The sequence below is a fragment of the Streptomyces sp. NPDC026417 genome (assembly GCF_055567695.1).
In genome coordinates this window covers 105,134-120,387 of sequence record NZ_JBVHPY010000018.1, presented here as the reverse complement: position 1 = coordinate 120,387, position 15,254 = coordinate 105,134, and the positions used below count along the sequence as shown (strand labels likewise).

Below are 15,254 nucleotides of genomic sequence, written 5' to 3'. Positions count from 1 at the left end.
GGAGGTCGCGAAGACTGCACGAGCGAGTGCTCCGGATCCGGTGAGAATGGGCACACCGGAACCCCAATGTCGATTTAGCGCCTTGTGGATAAAATTCGTCGGTGAGCGGCGCCGATCCGCCGACGCCCCCAGGTACGGAGTTCTGGTTTTGTTCCGAGCGCAGAAGTCACCGGCGAAAGCACTGTCCGGCACCCGTCCCGTCTCTCGCAGGTCGATGCTGGCCCTGGTCTCCGTCCCGCTTCTGGCAGCGGCGCCGCGCATTCCCGGCGACACCAAGGCCGATGTGCTCGTGAAGGATTACCCCACGCCCCAGCGGGCGGCCGACGCCGCCGCGGGCAAGCGCCTGGTCTTTCCCGCCGGGCGGACGTACACGGTCACGTCCCTGTCGATTCCCGCGGGCTGTCACGTCGTAGGCAACGGCTCGACCTTGCGGTTCCCGGACAATTCCACGGAATCCACGACCCACAGTGACGAAATTCTGACCGTACGTGGGTCAGGCGTCACCATCGAGGATCTCAAGTTCGACGGGCGGGCGTCGAAGCAGGGTGCGACCTGGTCCCAGTACCGGCACTGCGTGCGCATTCAGGGCAACGTCAGCAATGTCACGGTCAGGAACTGCGAGTTCGTCGACATCATCGGTGACGGCGTCTACGTCAACATCGGCAGTTCCGCCAAGAATTGCGTCATCGGCCCGGACAACACGTTCACGTCCGACCATTTCAACCGGAACGGTGTTTCCGTCGTCACCGGCACCCGCATCGAGGTGCACCACAACAGGTTCGTCAAGTGCTCGCGCTCGGGGATGCCCGGCCCCATCGACCTCGAACCCAACTCCTCCACGGAGACCCTGTCCGACGTGTTCATCCACCACAACACGATCGTCGGTGGTTCCGAGAGCGGTACGGGAACCCTGCCGGGCATTGTGTACAGCGGCTTCCAGAACGCGGCGGCCGACAACATCAACATTCACGACAACGACATCAGCGGGACCAGGTTCACGGACGGCATCCTGATCATCGGCATCAGCGGCGGCCCGTTCAATGCCGTGAAGAATCTGAACGTCTACAACAACCACATCCACGACATCGGCAATGCCGACAGGTTCGGCGTGGGCATCAACCACTACATCGGCGCGAACGTGTACGACAACACGTTCAGCGGCATGCAGTGGGCCATCTACAACTACAAGGGCATGCTCGGGACGTCGGCCGGCAACACGTTCATCGGAGTGGCGACGAACATCACGAACGACGATCCCTACCTCGCGTAGTCGTCGGGCGTGCGCGCCCCGGGGCCCGTCCGACGTCGGCACCTCTTCCGTCGTCACGGCACCGGGGGCCCGTCGTCACCCGGAATCCGTCGGTCACGTGGATTCCGTCGTCCCCCGGATCCGGCGGGGCGGCGGGCACACTGGATCACATGTCGTCCCGCCGCAGGAAGTGCCCCGCATGCCGTCGTGAGATCGCTGTCGTCGCCGGGCGGTTCGCGCGGCACGACCCGGCCGGGGCCCGGGGGAGCGGTGATCTGGTGTCGTGCCCTGGGTCCCGCCGGCAGGCCGAGCTCGGGGCGGCCCAGCCGGGCGCTGGACGGGTATGTCGTGCCCGACTTCCCCGGCCAGCTGCCGCTGTTCTGACGGTCGCGCTAGTTCCCCGCCACCGACTTCACCGCCACCGACACCGGGGCGGAGCCGCTGATCAGTTCCAGGGTGAGACCGGCCGTCGCCGGGGTGTCCACCAGTTCCGCGAGGACCGCCGCGACGTCGTCACGGGGGACCGAGCCGCGTCCGGTGGAGGCCTCCAGGCGGACCCGGCCCGTACCCGGGTCGTTGGTCAGGGCACCCGGGCGGAGGATCGTCCAGTCCAGGGCGTCCCGGCTGCGTACGTAGTCGTCCGCCTCGCCCTTGGCGCGCAGATACGCGTCGAACACCTCGTGGCCCTGGTGCGCGGCGTCCGCGCCCATGGAGGACACGACGACGTACCGGCGTACGCCCGCCAGTTCCGCCGCGTCCGCGAACAGGACCGCCGCGGCCCGGTCCACGGTGTCCTTGCGGGCCACGGTGCTGCCCGGACCGGCGCCCGCCGCGAAGACGGCGGCGTCGGCACCGCGCAGATGCCCGGCGACCTCCTCGACCGAGGCCGACTCCAGATCGCACAGGACCGGCTCGGCGCCGGCCTCCCGCAGATCGTCGCCCTGTTCCGCGCGGCGGATGATGCCCGCCGCCTCGTCGCCGCGCGCGGCGAGCAGACGCTCCAGCCGCAGCGCGATCTGACCATGACCTCCAGCAATGACAATGCGCATGATTCCGACCGTACGCCCGGGTGGGCGGGTTCGCCGCACAACCCTGCGGACGGTTCGCGGGTCATAGCAGTGATCACTGGAATCAGAGGTCGCTGTGCTACGCCGTACGACGCCCGGGGGCGTGCGGCGTAGTCCGGCCTCGTTAGGAGACCGCCATCACCGCCATACGCAAGACCGTCACCGTGGCCGGCTGTGCCGCCGTCCTGTTCGCCACGGCGACAGCCTGCGGCACCGTCGAGAATCTGACCGCCGGCCAGAAGGTCGACCACGCCGTCGACCGGCTCGGCGAACAGAAGTCGCTCGCCTTCGAGTTGGGCCTGGACGCCACCCCCGAGGCGCTGGCCTCGCTGTCGGGGGACGCCGAGCCGGGGGAGGAGATGCCCGAGGCGTTCACCGAGTTCATCACCGGACTGCACATCGACGTGACGGTCAAGTCCCGCAAGGCGCTGGCCGATTCGGGCGAGAAGGACCTCATCGGTACGAGCGTGCAGATCGCCGGCTCCAAGGGCGTCCTGGCCGAGTACCGGGTCGTCGGCGACTTCATGTACTACCGCGCCGACCTGCAGGCCGTCGGCGACGCCATGGGATTCCCCTTCCCGACGGCCGACGAACTCCCCGAAGAGAAAAAGGAGTTCAAGAGCGTCCTCGAAGGCGAGTGGGCCAAGGTCGACACCCGCGACCTGGAGAAGTCGGGCAAGGGCGCCGGGGGCTCCGGTGGCGGCGACGAGATCGACGCCAAGACCCAGCGCAAGATCATGAAGGCCGTACGCGGTGTCATCACCGACGAGGTCACCTTCCGCAACAAGAGCGGCGGCGACGGCGAACACGTCGTCGCCAGGGCCAACTTCCGTGACCTGCTCACCGGCCTGTTCGACAAACTCCGTCCGCTGGAGGGAGACCTCCCTCCGGGCGCCGAACTCCCCACGGCCAGGGACCTCAAGGACGCACCGAACAAGAAGGTGGCCGTCGACTTCAAGCTGAAGAACGGCGACCTCAAGCAGGTCAGGATCGACCTGGCCGTCCTCGCCGACAAGCCGAACGGAGCCAAGCTGCCTCTCGTCCTGAAGTTCACCGAAGCGGGTGACGTGAAGGCCCCGTCGGGTGCCAAGGAGTTCCCGGCGGACGCGCTGCGCGACGGCAACCCGCTCACCGCGGGCCTGCTGGGCGGCGGCGCGCTCTGACCCGTCCGTGAGGACAGCGGCCCGGCGGCCGAGGGAACCCGCACGCGCGTGAGTTCCCCCGGCTGCCAGGCCGCGCTGCACGCCACGCCCGGCTGCCAGGCCGCGCTGCACGCCACGCCCGGCTGCCAGGCCGCGCTGCACGCCACGCCCGGCTGCCAGGCCGCGCTGCACGCCATGCCCGTCAGTCAGAACGCGCCGCTCACCACGCCTGTCAGGCCCCACGCCACGCCCGCCGGACCGTGCCGCACGCAACCGCCCACGAGGCCCGCGGCGCGCCCCGAGCCGCCGTACCACCGAGCACCCTTCGTCAGGGCAGACCGCCCACCCCACCCGGGCCGACCCGGCGGCCGGGCTCGCCCAGCCGCCAGCCGCGCTCCGTCAGGGCAACCGGCCACCCCGCCCGGGCCGGCCCGCCGCCCGGGACCGCCTACGCCGCCGGGCACCCCGTCACGACGGCTCCCCCCGCCCCTGCCGAGGCAGGTCGAGCCCCGCCGCCGCACCCGAACTGCAGTACTCCCGCACCGCGCTCGTCCGCGCCACCACCCGCCCCGCGTGGACGACGATCCGGCTGTACGCCAGCGACAGCGCGCCCGCCAGCCCGTCGCCGCGCACCGCGAGCAGTTCCGCCGGGAAGCCCGCCTCCACACGGACTCCGGGAAGCCCGAGGGCGCCTCGGGCGGCGGAACCGACGGTGTCGTAGGCGTCCTCGGGCCGCAGTCCGTAGCGGGACGCGAGCAGGTAGGCCGCCTCCAGCGGGTCCCCGCGTCCGACCGGGTTCGAGACGTCGCGCAGGGCACCGCTGCCCGCCGCGACCCGTACACCGGCCGACCGCAGCAGCCGTACCGGAGCCGTCCCGTGCCGGTCGACGCCGCCGCAGCCACCCTGCGGGAGACACACCACCGTGACCCCGGCCGCCGCGAGTTGGTCGGCCGCGCGGGACGCCACCTCGGCGGGCAGCCGTCCTAGACCGCCGCAGGGGCCGATCGTCACGCCCGGACGCAGCCCGCCCGCCATCGCCGCGAGGCGGGCCAGCCGGGCCGGGTCGGCGCCGTCCGTGTGCAGGTCGACCGGGCAGCCGTGTTCTGAGGCGACCTCCAGGACCGCCTCCACGTATCCCGTCGGATCCGGATCGGCGTCCGGGCAGCCGCCCACCACGGAGGCGCCCATCTTCACGGCGTCCCGCAGCATCGCGAGACCGTCGGCGCCGGCCGCCCCGGTCAGCAGCCGGGGCATCGCCACCGCCGACAGTTCGGTGAGGCCGCGCAGCGCCCGCCGCGCCTGGAGCACGGCCCCCAGCGCGCCCAGCCCCTGCACGTCTCCGACATGGACGTGCGACCGCAACGCCGTGGCCCCGTGGCCGAGTTGGAGCAGCGCCGCCTCCGTGGCCCGGCGCTGGACCTCGTCCGGGTCGTACGAGAGCGGGCCGTCCTCGTCGGCCGTGAAGGCCGTGTCGCCGTGTGCGTGTGCCTCGGCCGGCGCCGGCAGGAGCAGGTAGCCGTCGAGGTCCACCCGGGTGCCGTGGGCCGGGGCCCCGCCGGGGGTGAGGCTCCCCGCGGTGCCCACGGCCTCGATGCGTCCGCCGACCAGCCGCACGTCCACGGTCCTGCCGTCGGTGAGCCGTGCCCCGCACAGCACGAGGGCCGCGGTGTCGGCGTGCCCCGAGGAGGAGGACGAGGAGTGGTGCGGCTGCGGCTGGCTGTCGGGCATCGCGCTCCTGGGGGTTCGGGGACGTCTGCGCGGCAGGGACGCAAGATCACGCAGAGTGAGTCGAGCCTAGGGTCGCGACGCGCCCGTATCCGGGAGGAGCGCAATAGTCGTACTGGTGTGGTCAGCAGGTTGACCGGATCCGGCGAATGGGCCGGAGGGGTCCCGTGAGCAGGCCGAACGGACCCGGCCGGCTCGTCCGGCGTACCGGCTTCCCGCGATCCCCGTGGCCTCGTGCGCACCAGCACTCACCCCGTGCGCACGAGCATCAACCTCGCGTGCCCGCCGGCCCACCCCGTCTCGCTCACGCGACGGCACGCTCCGTGCGGACGAGCGTCATCGCCGCCCCCGTTCGACTGTCACCCCGGGCGTCACCGCCGTCCGCGCACCGGCGATGACTCACGCACCGACGATCACCCGCGTATCGGCAACCACCGCGGCACCGCCGCCCGGTGAGCCCCGACCGCCGGACCGGCCAGGCCTCCTGCGCCCCGTCCGCACCCCCGGGAGCAGCCCTTGGAGCGCGTGGGAGACACCCCGGGGCAGGTGCCGCGAAACGGATTTGGGCGATCGGCGGCCGACCGTGTAATGTCTTCATCGCTCGCCCCAATAGCTCAGTCGGCAGAGCGTCTCCATGGTAAGGAGAAGGTCTACGGTTCGATTCCGTATTGGGGCTCTGGTGTGTGAGGTTCCCGTCGCAAGGCGGGGCCCGATCGCATCTCAGCGGTGTAGCTCAGTCGGTAGAGCAAGCGGCTCATAATCGCTGTGTCACCGGTTCAAGTCCGGTCACCGCTACTGACAGTAGCCGATTGTGGGGTCGGTCCTTCGATCGGCTACTCTTCTATGCGTTAATCGTCCCATCCGTTCGTCAAGGAGCACTCCTGTGGCTGCCACCGACGTCCGCCCGAAGATCACGCTGGCCTGCGTGGAGTGCAAGGAGCGGAACTACATCACCAAGAAGAACCGGCGTAACAACCCGGACCGACTGGAGATGAAGAAGCACTGCCCGCGTTGCAACGCGCACACCGCGCACCGCGAAACGCGATAGATCCAGGCTCGTACACGAGGCCGTCCCCAGCAACGGGGGCGGCCTCGCGTCGTTCACCGGCCGAGCGTCCCGCCGCGGACCTCGGCTGAGACTCGTTGTTCCGGCTGGAAAACCAGGAGGTGCCGAGCCCATGGCGCTCGACCAGTCCTTCGTGGGGCGGTCCTACCCGCCCACCGACCCCTATGAGGTCGGCCGGGAGAAGATCCGCGAGTTCGCGGAGGCAGTGGGGGACGACAACCCCGCGTACACGGACCCCGAGGCCGCCAAGGCGCTCGGCTACTCCGATGTGATCGCCCCGCCGACCTTCGTCTTCGCGATCACCTTCAAGGCCGCGGGACAGGTCGTCCAGGACCCCCAACTGGGCCTCGACTACAACCGCGTGGTGCACGGCGACCAGAAGTTCGCCTACACCCGGCCGGTGCGCGCGGGCGACCGCCTCACCGTCACCTCGACCATCGAGTCGATCAAGTCCCTCGCGGGCAACGACATCGTCGACATCCGCGGTGAGGTCCACGACGAGGCGGGCGAGCACGTGGTGACGGCGCTCACGAAGCTCGTGGCGCGTGCGGCGGAGGAGGGCTGACATGGCGGCGAAGATCGCTTACACGGACGTCGAGGTCGGTACCGAGCTGCCGGCCAAGGACTTCCCCGTGACCCGCGCCACGCTGGTGCGGTACGCGGGCGCCTCCGGGGACTTCAACCCGATCCACTGGAACGAGAAGTTCGCGGTCGAGGTCGGTCTCCCCGACGTCATCGCGCACGGCATGTTCACCATGGCCGAGGCCATCCGTGTCGTCACGGACTGGGTCGGCGACCCGGGCGCGGTCGTCGAGTACGGCGTGCGCTTCACCAAGCCCGTCGTGGTGCCGAACGACGACCAGGGCGCGACCATCGAGGTCAGCGCCAAGGTCGCGGCCAAGCTCGACGACAACACGGTCCGCGTCGACCTCACGGCGATGAGCGCCGGACAGAAGGTTCTGGGGATGTCGCGAGCGGTCGTACGGCTGGCCTGAGCATCGCCGCGGTGTGACTGTGCGTAAGGGGCGCCCTCCATCGGAGGGCGCCCCTTACTGCGATCAGGCCCCCGCTCGGCACCCACGCAATCCCTTGACTAAGTTAGTGATTGAGTACTAACTTTCTCGCATGGTCAGGATGAGCGCAGAGGAGAGGCGCGAGAGCGTCATCCGTGCGGCGACGAGCGAGTTCGCCCGCGGCGGCTACTACGGGACCTCGACCGAGGCGATCGCCAAGCGGGTCGGTGTCTCGCAGCCGTATCTCTTCCGGCTCTTCCCCAGCAAGAAGGCGATCTTCCTCGCGGCGGCCGAGCGGTGCGTGGAGGACACGATCCGCACCTTCGAGGAGGCCTCCGAGGGGCTCGAGGGCGAAGAGGCCCAGGTGGCCATGGGGAACGCGTACAGCAAGGTCATCGCGGAGCAGCCCGAACGGCTGATGATGCAGATGCAGATGTACCTGGCGGTGGCCGCCGCCGAGCAGGCCGGGGAGCGCGAGTTCGGGGAGGCGGTGCGGGCCGGCTGGACGCGGCTGTGGGACACCGTCCACCTGTCGCTCGGTGCCGACGTCGACGCGACCACGGTCTTCATGGCGTACGGCATGCTCATCAACTGCCTGGTGGCCATGGGGTTTCCGGCTGAGCACCGGGTCTGGGAAGGGATCTACCCGTCGGCGCGGCTCGACGGCCGACTGGAGAAGTGAGCGAGAACCGGGCGAGAAGTGCTCCGGCGGCCCCTTCTCACGCCCACCAAAGTTAGTCATCAATAACTAACCGAAGTCACCAGCATCCTCTGGGGGAGAGATGTCAGAGCAGACCGCACGTCGCGGGGGCGCCGCCTGGGCCCTCGTCATCACCAGCGTCGCCGGATTCATGGCCGCCCTGGACAACCTCGTCGTCACCACCGCGCTGCCCTCCATCCGCAAGGACCTCGGGGGAGCGCTGGACGACCTCGAATGGACCGTCAGCGCGTACACGCTCACCTTCGCCGTGCTGCTGATGTTCGGCGCGGCCCTGGGTGACCGGTTCGGGCGCCGCCGGCTCTTCCTCGTCGGCCTCACCGTCTTCACCGGGGCCTCCGCCGCCGCGGCCATGGCACCCGGCATCGACTCGCTGATCGCCGCCCGTGCGGTCCAGGGCGTCGGAGCCGCGATCATGATGCCGCTCACGCTGACCCTGCTCACGGCCGCGGTCCCCGCCGCCAAGCGCGGGATGGCGTTCGGGATCTGGGGAGCCGTGAACGGCCTCGCCGTCGCTTCCGGGCCGCTCATCGGCGGCAGTCTCACGGAACACGTGTCCTGGCACTGGATCTTCTGGCTGAACGTCCCGCTGGGTCTCGCGCTGCTGCCCCTGGCCCGGCTCCGCCTCTCCGAGTCCCACGGCAGCGGCGCCCCGCTGGACATCACCGGCACCGTCCTCGCCAGCGGCGGCCTCTTCGGGATCGTGTACGGGCTGGTCCGGGGGCCCGCCGACGGCTGGAGCAGCGGGCTCGTCCTGACGGCCCTGTTCGCCGGCGCCGCGCTGCTGGCCGCGTTCGTTCTCCACGGCATCCGCGCCGAGGCCCCGATGCTCCCGATGCGGCTCTTCCGATCCCGTGCCTTCGCCGGTATCAACGCGGCCAGCCTGCTGATGTTCCTCGGCATGTTCGGCTCGATCTTCCTGCTGAGCCAGTACATGCAGGGCGTCCTCGGCTACTCGCCGACCGAGGCCGGGCTGCGGATGCTGCCCTGGACCGGGATGCCGATGCTCGTCGCGCCGATCGCCGGCTACCTCTCCGACCGCGTCGGGGGCCGGCCGGTCGTCGCCGCGGGTCTCTTCCTGCAGGCCGCCGGGCTCGCCTACCTCGCCGCCGTGGTCACCGCGGACGTCTCCTACTCCGGACAGCTGCCCGGCCTGATCGTCAGCGGCATTGGGATGTCCCTGTACTTCGCCCCGGCCTCGGCGCTGGTCATGTCCAGCGTGCTGCCGCGGGAGCAGGGCATCGCCTCCGGCGCCAACAACGCCCTGCGCGAGGTCGGCGGCGCACTCGGCATCGCGGTGATGTCCTCGATCTTCGCCGCCCAGGGCGGTTACGAGTCCGCGCAGAGTTTCGTGGACGGCCTGCGGCCCGCGCTGTGGGTGGGTGCCTCGGTGGTGGCCGTGGCGGCGATGGCGGCACTGGCCATCCCGGGCCGCCGCACCGTGCGGCCCGACGACGCCGGCACCGTCACCCCGGCCGGGGAACCGGCCAAGGAAACCGTCTCCCTCTGAGCACCCGTAAGCCCAGGAAGGAGTACCCCTCGTGCCCACTCTCCCGTGGACCGTGCCGAACACCCCGCCGCAGCACACCGAGGTGCACGTCATGGCCTCCCGATTCGAGACCCGCACCCTCTGGGGAGCCCTCACGTTCTTCGCCCGCACGCCCGGTGTGTGGCGCCAGGTCCGCAAGGCGCCGGGCGCGTACGGGGCCTCCCTCAAGGCGTGGCCCCTGCGGCGGACCTTCTGGACCCTCTCCGCCTGGGAGTCGCCCGCGGCGCTCAAGCACTTCGCCCGGTCCGGCCCGCACGCTCCGGCCGCCGGCGGCCTGCGGCCCCTGATGCGGGACGCGACGTTCCTGACCTGGACGGTGACGTCCGACGCCCTGCCCCTCGACTGGGACGAGGTGCTGCGGCGCTTCGGCTGAGCACGGTCCCGATCCCGAGGACGGCCCCGCCCGACCGGCGGGGCCGTCCCCTGCCGTCCGGCGTCCCGCGGGGAACGCCCCGCCCCCCCGCCGGGCCCTACCGTGGGCAGAGGCTCCCGTGCTCTCTCGTACTCTTGAGCCCGTGCAGGAACTCCACGACGCTCCGCTCGCCCCCCTGACCACCTTCCGGCTCGGCGGGCCCGCCGACCGGCTGATCACCGCCACGACCGACGCCGAGGTGATCGCCGCCGTCCGCGAGGCCGACGACAGCGGCACGCCGCTGCTGCTCATCGGCGGCGGATCGAACCTGGTCATCGGTGACAAGGGCTTCGCAGGCACGGCCCTGCGCATCGCCACGACCGGCATCGGCCTCGACGGTACGAGGCTGGAGCTGGCCGCGGGCGAGGTGTGGACCGACGCCGTCGCCCGCACCGTCGAGGCCGGACTCGCCGGCGTCGAGTGCCTCGCCGGAATCCCCGGCTCGGCGGGTGCCACGCCCATCCAGAACGTCGGTGCGTACGGCCAGGAAGTGTCGTCGACCATCACCGAAGTGGTCGCCTACGACCGCCGGACGCGCGAGACGGTCACGCTGGCCAACGCCGACTGCGCCTTCTCGTACCGCCACAGCCGCTTCAAGGCGGACCCCGAGCGCTTCGTCGTGCTGCGCGTCCGCTTCCAGCTGGAGGACGCGGCCGGGCTCTCGGCACCGGTCAAGTACGCCGAGACGGCGCGGGCCCTCGGCGTGGCGGCGGGCGACCGCGTGCCCCTCGGCGCCGCCCGCGAGACCGTCCTGAAGCTGCGGTCCGGCAAGGGGATGGTCCTCGACCCGGAGGACCACGACACCTGGTCGGCGGGGTCGTTCTTCACCAACCCGATCCTCACGCACGAGGAGTTCGCCGTGTTCCACGCGCGCGTGCGGGAGCGGCTCGGCGACGAGGCGATGCCGCCGGCCTATCCCGCCGGCGACAGCCACACCAAGACCTCCGCGGCCTGGCTGATCGACAAGTCTGGCTTCACCAAGGGCTACGGCACCGGTCCCGCCCGGATCTCCACCAAGCACACGCTGGCCCTCACCAACCGGGGCGGGGCCACCACCGAGGACCTGCTCGCGCTGGCCCGCGAGGTCGTCGCGGGCGTCCGGGACGCCTTCGGGATCACACTGGTCAACGAGCCGGTGACGGTGGGCGTCGACCTCTAGGGGGCGATCCGAAGCGGCCCCCGGTCCCTAGTAGGCGACGCCGACGCCCTGCTTCACCGTCGCCGGATCGTCGGTCATCGCCAGCGTCGCGTGCGCCACGTCGGCGCGCGCGATGGTCCGGCCCCGGCTCGGGTTCCCGCCGACGACCCGCCGGTACGTGCCGGTGACCGGCCGGTTCGTCAGCCGCGGAGGGCGCACCGACGTCCAGTCCGTCGCGCTCGCCGCCAGTTCCCGCTCCATCGCCCGCAGATCCGCGTAGACGTCCTTCAGCAGTGTGTTGATCACGGCCAGCACGGCACGGTCCAGGACGGCCTGCCGCTCGGGCACCGGGCCCACCGGAGCGGCGCTCACCACCAGCAGCCGCCGGGTGCCCTCCGCCTCCATGGCGTCCAGCACCGTACGCGTCAGCCCGGCCGCGACGCCCGCGTCCTTGCGGCTGCGGGCACCGAGCCCGGAGAGGACCGCGTCCCGTCCCGCCACCGCGGGGCGCACCGCGTCCGCGTCCGTGAGGTCCGCGCGATGGACCTGGAGACCGGCACCCCGGACGGTGAGGCGGGCCGGGTCCCGGACCACCGCGGTCACCTCGTGGCCCGCGTCCAGCGCCTGCCGCACGATCTCCTGGCCGATGCCTCCGGTGGCACCGAAAACGGTGAGCTTCATGGCGTGCTCCCAGTAGGAGGTGGGTGAGTGTTCACTTACCGAGCTTCCTTCTAGAGTGAGTAAGTACTCACCCACCCGTCAAGCCTGATCGGAACGGCCATGGACACCTCGGGGCCCGTGCGGCGGAAACCGGCACGGCCGCGCATCCTCGACGCGGCACACGAACTGATGCTCACCGTGGGCCTCGCCCGCGCCACCACCAAGGAGATCGCCCGCGCGGCCGGCTGCTCCGAGGCGGCCCTCTACAAGCACTTCGCCAACAAGGAGGAGCTGTTCATCCACGTCCTGGAGGAGCGGCTGCCCACCCTCGGCCCGCTCCTGGGCAGACTCACGGCCGATCCGGGCGCGCACAGCGTCGAGGAGAACCTCACGGAGATCGCCCGCCAGGCCGCCCTGTTCTACGAGCAGAGCTTCCCGATCGCCGCCTCCCTGTACGCCGAGAAGCAGCTCAAGAGGCGTCACGACGAGGCCATGCGGCGGCTCGGTGCCGGCCCGCACATGCCGATCCGCGGGGTCGACGCGTATCTGCGGGCCGAGCAGCGCGCCGGACGCGTCCATGTCCGTGCCGACACCTACACGGCGGCCTCCCTGCTGCTGGGCGCCTGCGCGCAGCGCGCTTTCGCCTACGACGCGACCGAGGAGGGCGAGGCCCCCGACCTGGACACCTTCGCCCCCGCTCTCGCCCGCACCCTCCTGCGCGGCATCTCCCTCTAGGAGGCGAGCCAGTCGTCGACGCCGGACAGCAGCTTCGCCCGGACGTCCTGCGGGGCGGCCGAGGCGCGGATGGACTGCCGGGCCAGCTCGGCCAGCTCCGCGTCCGTGAAGCCGTGGTGGCGGCGGGCGATCTCGTACTGGGCGGCGAGACGCGAGCCGAACAGGAGCGGGTCGTCGGCTCCGAGCGCCATCGGGACCCCCGCCTCGAACAGAGTCCTCAGGGGTACGTCCTCGGGCTTCTCGTAGACGCCCAGGGCGACGTTCGAGGCCGGGCAGACCTCGCAGGTCACCTGACGGTCCGCCAGCCGCTTCATCAGCCGCGGATCGTCGGCGGCCCGCACCCCGTGCCCGATCCGCGTGGCGTGCAGGTCGTCCAGGCAGTCGCGTACGGACGAGGGCCCGGCGAGCTCGCCGCCGTGCGGCGCCGACAGCAGCCCGCCCTCCCGCGCGATCGCGAAGGCACGGTCGAAGTCCCGCGCCATGCCCCGCCGTTCGTCGTTGGAGAGCCCGAAGCCGACGATGCCCCGGTCCGCGTACCGCACCGCCAGGCGGGCCAGCGTGCGGGCGTCCAGCGGGTGCTTCATCCGGTTCGCGGCCACCAGGACGCGCATCCCGAGGCCGGTCTCCCGCACGGCCGAGTCCACCGCGTCCAGGATGATCTCCAGGGCCGGGATGAGCCCGCCCAGGCGCGGTGCGTACGACGTCGGGTCGACCTGGATCTCCAGCCACCCGGAACCGTCCTTCAGGTCCTCCTCGGCGGCCTCGCGCACCAGCCGCCGGATGTCCTCGGGATCCTGGAGGCAGGACCGGGCCGCGTCGTACAGCCGCTGGAAGCGGAACCAGCCCCGCTCGTCGGTCGCCCGCAGCTGCGGCGGCTCCGCGCCGGTCAGCGCGTCCGGCAGCCGCACCCCGTGCTTGTCGGCCAGCTCCAGCAGGGTGCTGGGGCGCATGGACCCCGTGAAGTGCAGGTGCAGATGGGCCTTGGGCAGTTCAGAGAGATCACGTACACGCTCCATCCCAGGATCCTGCCGCACGGGAATGTCGCGCCGGTAGCGTTTTCCCTGATCGTGGTCTTGTTCGAACGAAGAAGCGGGCCGCCCCCGACAGGAGGCGGCCCGCACACGCGCGTGGCGCACGAAAAGGGGAACGACGCCCCGAGGGCGTACGAGAACGTCAGTCGCGCGCTTCGGCCAGCAGCTTCTGGACCCGCGAGACACCCTCGACCAGGTCCTCGTCGCCCAGGGCGTACGACAGTCGCAGATAGCCCGGCGTACCGAAGGCCTCGCCCGGGACGACCGCGACCTCGGCCTCCTCCAGGATGAGTGCGGCCAGCTCGACCGTGTCCTGCGGGCGCTTGCCGCGGATCTCCTTGCCGAGCAGCGCCTTCACCGACGGGTACGCGTAGAAGGCACCCTCCGGCTCCGGGCAGAGCACGCCGTCGATCTCGTTCAGCATGCGCACGATGGTCCGGCGGCGGCGGTCGAAGGCCTCGCGCATCTTCGCGACGGCCTCCAGGTCGCCCGAGACGGCGGCGAGGGCGGCGACCTGCGCCACGTTGGAGACGTTCGACGTGGCGTGCGACTGCAGGTTGGTCGCGGCCTTGACGACGTCCTTCGGGCCGATGATCCAGCCCACCCGCCAGCCGGTCATGGCGTACGTCTTGGCGACGCCGTTGACGACGATGCACTTGTCGCGCAGCTCGGGCAGGAGGGCCGGCAGCGAGACGGAGACCGCGTCCCCGTAGACCAGGTGCTCGTAGATCTCGTCGGTGAGCACCCACAGGCCGTGCTCGACGGCCCAGCGGCCGATGGCCTCGGTCTCGGCCTCGGTGTAGACGGCGCCGGTGGGGTTCGAGGGGGAGACGAAGAGGACCACCTTGGTCTTCTCCGTGCGCGCCGCCTCCAGCTGCTCGACCGAGACCCGGTAGCCGGTGGTCTCGTCCGCGACCACCTCGACCGGCACACCACCGGCGAGGCGGATCGACTCCGGGTAGGTCGTCCAGTACGGCGCCGGGACGATCACCTCGTCGCCCGGGTCGAGGATCGCGGCGAAGGCCTCGTAGATGGCCTGCTTGCCACCGTTGGTCACGAGGACCTGCGAGACGTCGGGCTCGTAGCCGGAGTCGCGCAGCGTCTTGGCGGCGATCGCGGCCTTCAGCTCGGGCAGACCGCCCGCCGGCGTGTAGCGGTGGTACTTCGGGTTCTTGCACGCCTCGACGGCGGCTTCGACGATGTAGTCCGGGGTCGGGAAGTCGGGCTCACCGGCGCCGAAGCCGATCACCGGACGCCCGGCGGCCTTGAGGGCCTTCGCCTTGGCGTCCACGGCGAGGGTTGCGGACTCGGAGATCGCACCGATCCGGGCGGAGACCCGACGCTCGGTGGGAGGGGTTGCAGCGCTCATGGGCCCATCGTTTCAGACCGGAAACTCCCCCGGCACGCGGGTTTCACAGACTGAACACCCATGGATCAACCACGGACAAAGCCCGTACGGACACTTTCTGTTCGACGCCCGGCCGCCGAGCACGTACACTCTCACCTCGTTGGCCTTCACCGGCCGCGCCCTCCCGGTGCACACCGAGCACCCGGGCGGATGCGGTACGTTGGGGGAACCAAAGGGTCGTAGCTCAATTGGTAGAGCACTGGTCTCCAAAACCAGCGGTTGGGGGTTCAAGTCCCTCCGGCCCTGCTACACACTCCTTCGCCAGGATGTGTGCGCATGTACGTACTGCTTTGCACCGCCGTGCGGCTCAACCGGGCGCGGCACGGCCACGACCCGGAATC

15 protein-coding genes, 3 tRNA genes and 1 pseudogene are annotated in these 15,254 nt (G+C 70.9%); 14 read left to right on the top strand and 5 right to left on the bottom strand.

All coding sequences use genetic code 11. The annotated features are described in order from the left end of the window. The first annotated feature begins 46 nt into the window (after positions 1–46). Positions 47–1,270 carry a right-handed parallel beta-helix repeat-containing protein gene (locus ACZ4NT_RS26685; protein WP_467727990.1) on the top strand — a complete coding sequence of 408 codons (1,224 nt, stop codon included), beginning with the start codon at positions 47–49 and terminating at the stop codon, positions 1,268–1,270. 149 nt (positions 1,271–1,419) lie between these two features. After that, positions 1,420–1,633, top strand: a pseudogene (locus tag ACZ4NT_RS26680) (hypothetical protein). Between the two features lie 8 nt (positions 1,634–1,641). On the opposite strand, the gene ACZ4NT_RS26675 reads toward ACZ4NT_RS26680, so the two are convergent. Beyond that, on the bottom strand, positions 1,642–2,298 hold the full coding sequence (locus tag ACZ4NT_RS26675; RefSeq protein WP_121405478.1) for an SDR family oxidoreductase: 657 nt from the start codon (positions 2,296–2,298) through the stop codon (positions 1,642–1,644). A gap of 182 nt (positions 2,299–2,480) precedes the next feature. Here ACZ4NT_RS26675 and ACZ4NT_RS26670 point away from each other — a divergent pair, with 182 nt between their 5' ends. Next, entirely contained in the window at positions 2,481–3,479 is a 999-nt protein-coding gene (locus ACZ4NT_RS26670; protein WP_467727988.1) for a hypothetical protein, read from the top strand. Positions 3,480–3,926: 447 nt separating this feature from the next. On the opposite strand, the gene ACZ4NT_RS26665 is transcribed toward ACZ4NT_RS26670, so the two are convergent. Continuing rightward, the gene (locus ACZ4NT_RS26665; RefSeq protein WP_467727986.1) at positions 3,927–5,186 is read right to left on the bottom strand and encodes an amidohydrolase family protein; all 1,260 of its coding nucleotides are present in this window, start codon (positions 5,184–5,186) and stop codon (positions 3,927–3,929) included. 600 nt (positions 5,187–5,786) lie between these two features. Here ACZ4NT_RS26665 and ACZ4NT_RS26660 point away from each other — a divergent pair. From ACZ4NT_RS26660 to ACZ4NT_RS26620, 9 genes are all read left to right on the top strand, one after another. Continuing rightward, a tRNA-Thr gene (locus ACZ4NT_RS26660) sits at positions 5,787–5,859 on the top strand. Between the two features lie 46 nt (positions 5,860–5,905). Next, positions 5,906–5,978, top strand: a tRNA-Met gene (locus ACZ4NT_RS26655). An 88-nt stretch (positions 5,979–6,066) separates the two neighbouring features. Next, on the top strand, positions 6,067–6,231 hold the full coding sequence (gene rpmG, locus ACZ4NT_RS26650; RefSeq protein WP_003948671.1) for a 50S ribosomal protein L33: 165 nt from the start codon (positions 6,067–6,069) through the stop codon (positions 6,229–6,231). A gap of 130 nt (positions 6,232–6,361) precedes the next feature. Continuing rightward, positions 6,362–6,814 carry a MaoC family dehydratase N-terminal domain-containing protein gene (locus tag ACZ4NT_RS26645; protein WP_121405481.1) on the top strand — a complete coding sequence of 151 codons (453 nt, stop codon included), beginning with the start codon at positions 6,362–6,364 and terminating at the stop codon, positions 6,812–6,814. A gap of 1 nt (position 6,815) precedes the next feature. Further along, positions 6,816–7,244: a MaoC family dehydratase gene (locus ACZ4NT_RS26640; RefSeq protein WP_121405482.1), complete on the top strand. Its 429-nt coding sequence runs from the start codon at positions 6,816–6,818 to the stop codon at positions 7,242–7,244. 130 nt (positions 7,245–7,374) lie between these two features. Then, positions 7,375–7,944, top strand: coding sequence for a TetR/AcrR family transcriptional regulator (locus ACZ4NT_RS26635; RefSeq protein ID WP_183116977.1), 570 nt, complete (start codon positions 7,375–7,377; stop codon positions 7,942–7,944). Positions 7,945–8,044: 100 nt separating this feature from the next. Then, positions 8,045–9,490: an MFS transporter gene (locus tag ACZ4NT_RS26630; protein ID WP_467727983.1), complete on the top strand. Its 1,446-nt coding sequence runs from the start codon at positions 8,045–8,047 to the stop codon at positions 9,488–9,490. 31 nt (positions 9,491–9,521) lie between these two features. After that, positions 9,522–9,902 carry a DUF3291 domain-containing protein gene (locus ACZ4NT_RS26625; RefSeq protein ID WP_467727981.1) on the top strand — a complete coding sequence of 127 codons (381 nt, stop codon included), beginning with the start codon at positions 9,522–9,524 and terminating at the stop codon, positions 9,900–9,902. 142 nt (positions 9,903–10,044) lie between these two features. Continuing rightward, entirely contained in the window at positions 10,045–11,100 is a 1,056-nt protein-coding gene (locus ACZ4NT_RS26620; protein WP_121405484.1) for a UDP-N-acetylmuramate dehydrogenase, read from the top strand. Between the two features lie 27 nt (positions 11,101–11,127). Here the strand turns inward: ACZ4NT_RS26620 and ACZ4NT_RS26615 are convergent, their stop codons facing one another. Next, complete coding sequence (locus ACZ4NT_RS26615; RefSeq protein WP_467727979.1) at positions 11,128–11,760, bottom strand: NAD(P)-dependent oxidoreductase; 633 nt, start codon at positions 11,758–11,760, stop codon at positions 11,128–11,130. A gap of 99 nt (positions 11,761–11,859) precedes the next feature. On the opposite strand from ACZ4NT_RS26615, the gene ACZ4NT_RS26610 reads away from it, so the two are divergent. After that, the gene (locus tag ACZ4NT_RS26610) at positions 11,860–12,474 is read left to right on the top strand and encodes a TetR/AcrR family transcriptional regulator (protein ID WP_183116978.1); all 615 of its coding nucleotides are present in this window, start codon (positions 11,860–11,862) and stop codon (positions 12,472–12,474) included. On the opposite strand, the gene ACZ4NT_RS26605 is transcribed toward ACZ4NT_RS26610, so the two are convergent. Further along, positions 12,471–13,490 (bottom strand): adenosine deaminase, encoded by a 1,020-nt coding sequence (locus ACZ4NT_RS26605; RefSeq protein ID WP_121405486.1) that lies wholly within the window; start codon positions 13,488–13,490, stop codon positions 12,471–12,473. The two genes, ACZ4NT_RS26610 and ACZ4NT_RS26605, sit on opposite strands and share 4 nt — an antisense overlap. 157 nt (positions 13,491–13,647) lie before the next feature. Next, entirely contained in the window at positions 13,648–14,874 is a 1,227-nt protein-coding gene (locus tag ACZ4NT_RS26600; RefSeq protein ID WP_121405487.1) for a pyridoxal phosphate-dependent aminotransferase, read from the bottom strand. A 212-nt stretch (positions 14,875–15,086) separates the two neighbouring features. Between ACZ4NT_RS26600 and ACZ4NT_RS26595 the strand changes: the two genes are divergently transcribed. Continuing rightward, positions 15,087–15,159: transfer RNA gene (locus ACZ4NT_RS26595), tRNA-Trp, on the top strand. The last annotated feature ends 95 nt before the right edge of the window (positions 15,160–15,254 follow it).

Bases quoted from the DNA above. Each gene is read 5' to 3' on its own strand.
- ACZ4NT_RS26685 (WP_467727990.1), top strand. From the start codon at position 47: ATGGGCACACCGGAACCCCAATGTCGATTTAGCGCCTTGTGGATAAAA.
- ACZ4NT_RS26675 (WP_121405478.1), bottom strand. From the start codon at position 2,298: ATGCGCATTGTCATTGCTGGAGGTCATGGTCAGATCGCGCTGCGGCTG.
- ACZ4NT_RS26665 (WP_467727986.1), bottom strand. From the start codon at position 5,186: ATGCCCGACAGCCAGCCGCAGCCGCACCACTCCTCGTCCTCCTCCTCG.
- ACZ4NT_RS26645 (WP_121405481.1), top strand. From the start codon at position 6,362: ATGGCGCTCGACCAGTCCTTCGTGGGGCGGTCCTACCCGCCCACCGAC.
- ACZ4NT_RS26640 (WP_121405482.1), top strand. From the start codon at position 6,816: ATGGCGGCGAAGATCGCTTACACGGACGTCGAGGTCGGTACCGAGCTG.
- ACZ4NT_RS26635 (WP_183116977.1), top strand. From the start codon at position 7,375: ATGGTCAGGATGAGCGCAGAGGAGAGGCGCGAGAGCGTCATCCGTGCG.
- ACZ4NT_RS26630 (WP_467727983.1), top strand. From the start codon at position 8,045: ATGTCAGAGCAGACCGCACGTCGCGGGGGCGCCGCCTGGGCCCTCGTC.
- ACZ4NT_RS26615 (WP_467727979.1), bottom strand. From the start codon at position 11,760: ATGAAGCTCACCGTTTTCGGTGCCACCGGAGGCATCGGCCAGGAGATC.
- ACZ4NT_RS26610 (WP_183116978.1), top strand. From the start codon at position 11,860: ATGGACACCTCGGGGCCCGTGCGGCGGAAACCGGCACGGCCGCGCATC.
- ACZ4NT_RS26605 (WP_121405486.1), bottom strand. From the start codon at position 13,490: ATGGAGCGTGTACGTGATCTCTCTGAACTGCCCAAGGCCCATCTGCAC.
- ACZ4NT_RS26600 (WP_121405487.1), bottom strand. From the start codon at position 14,874: ATGAGCGCTGCAACCCCTCCCACCGAGCGTCGGGTCTCCGCCCGGATC.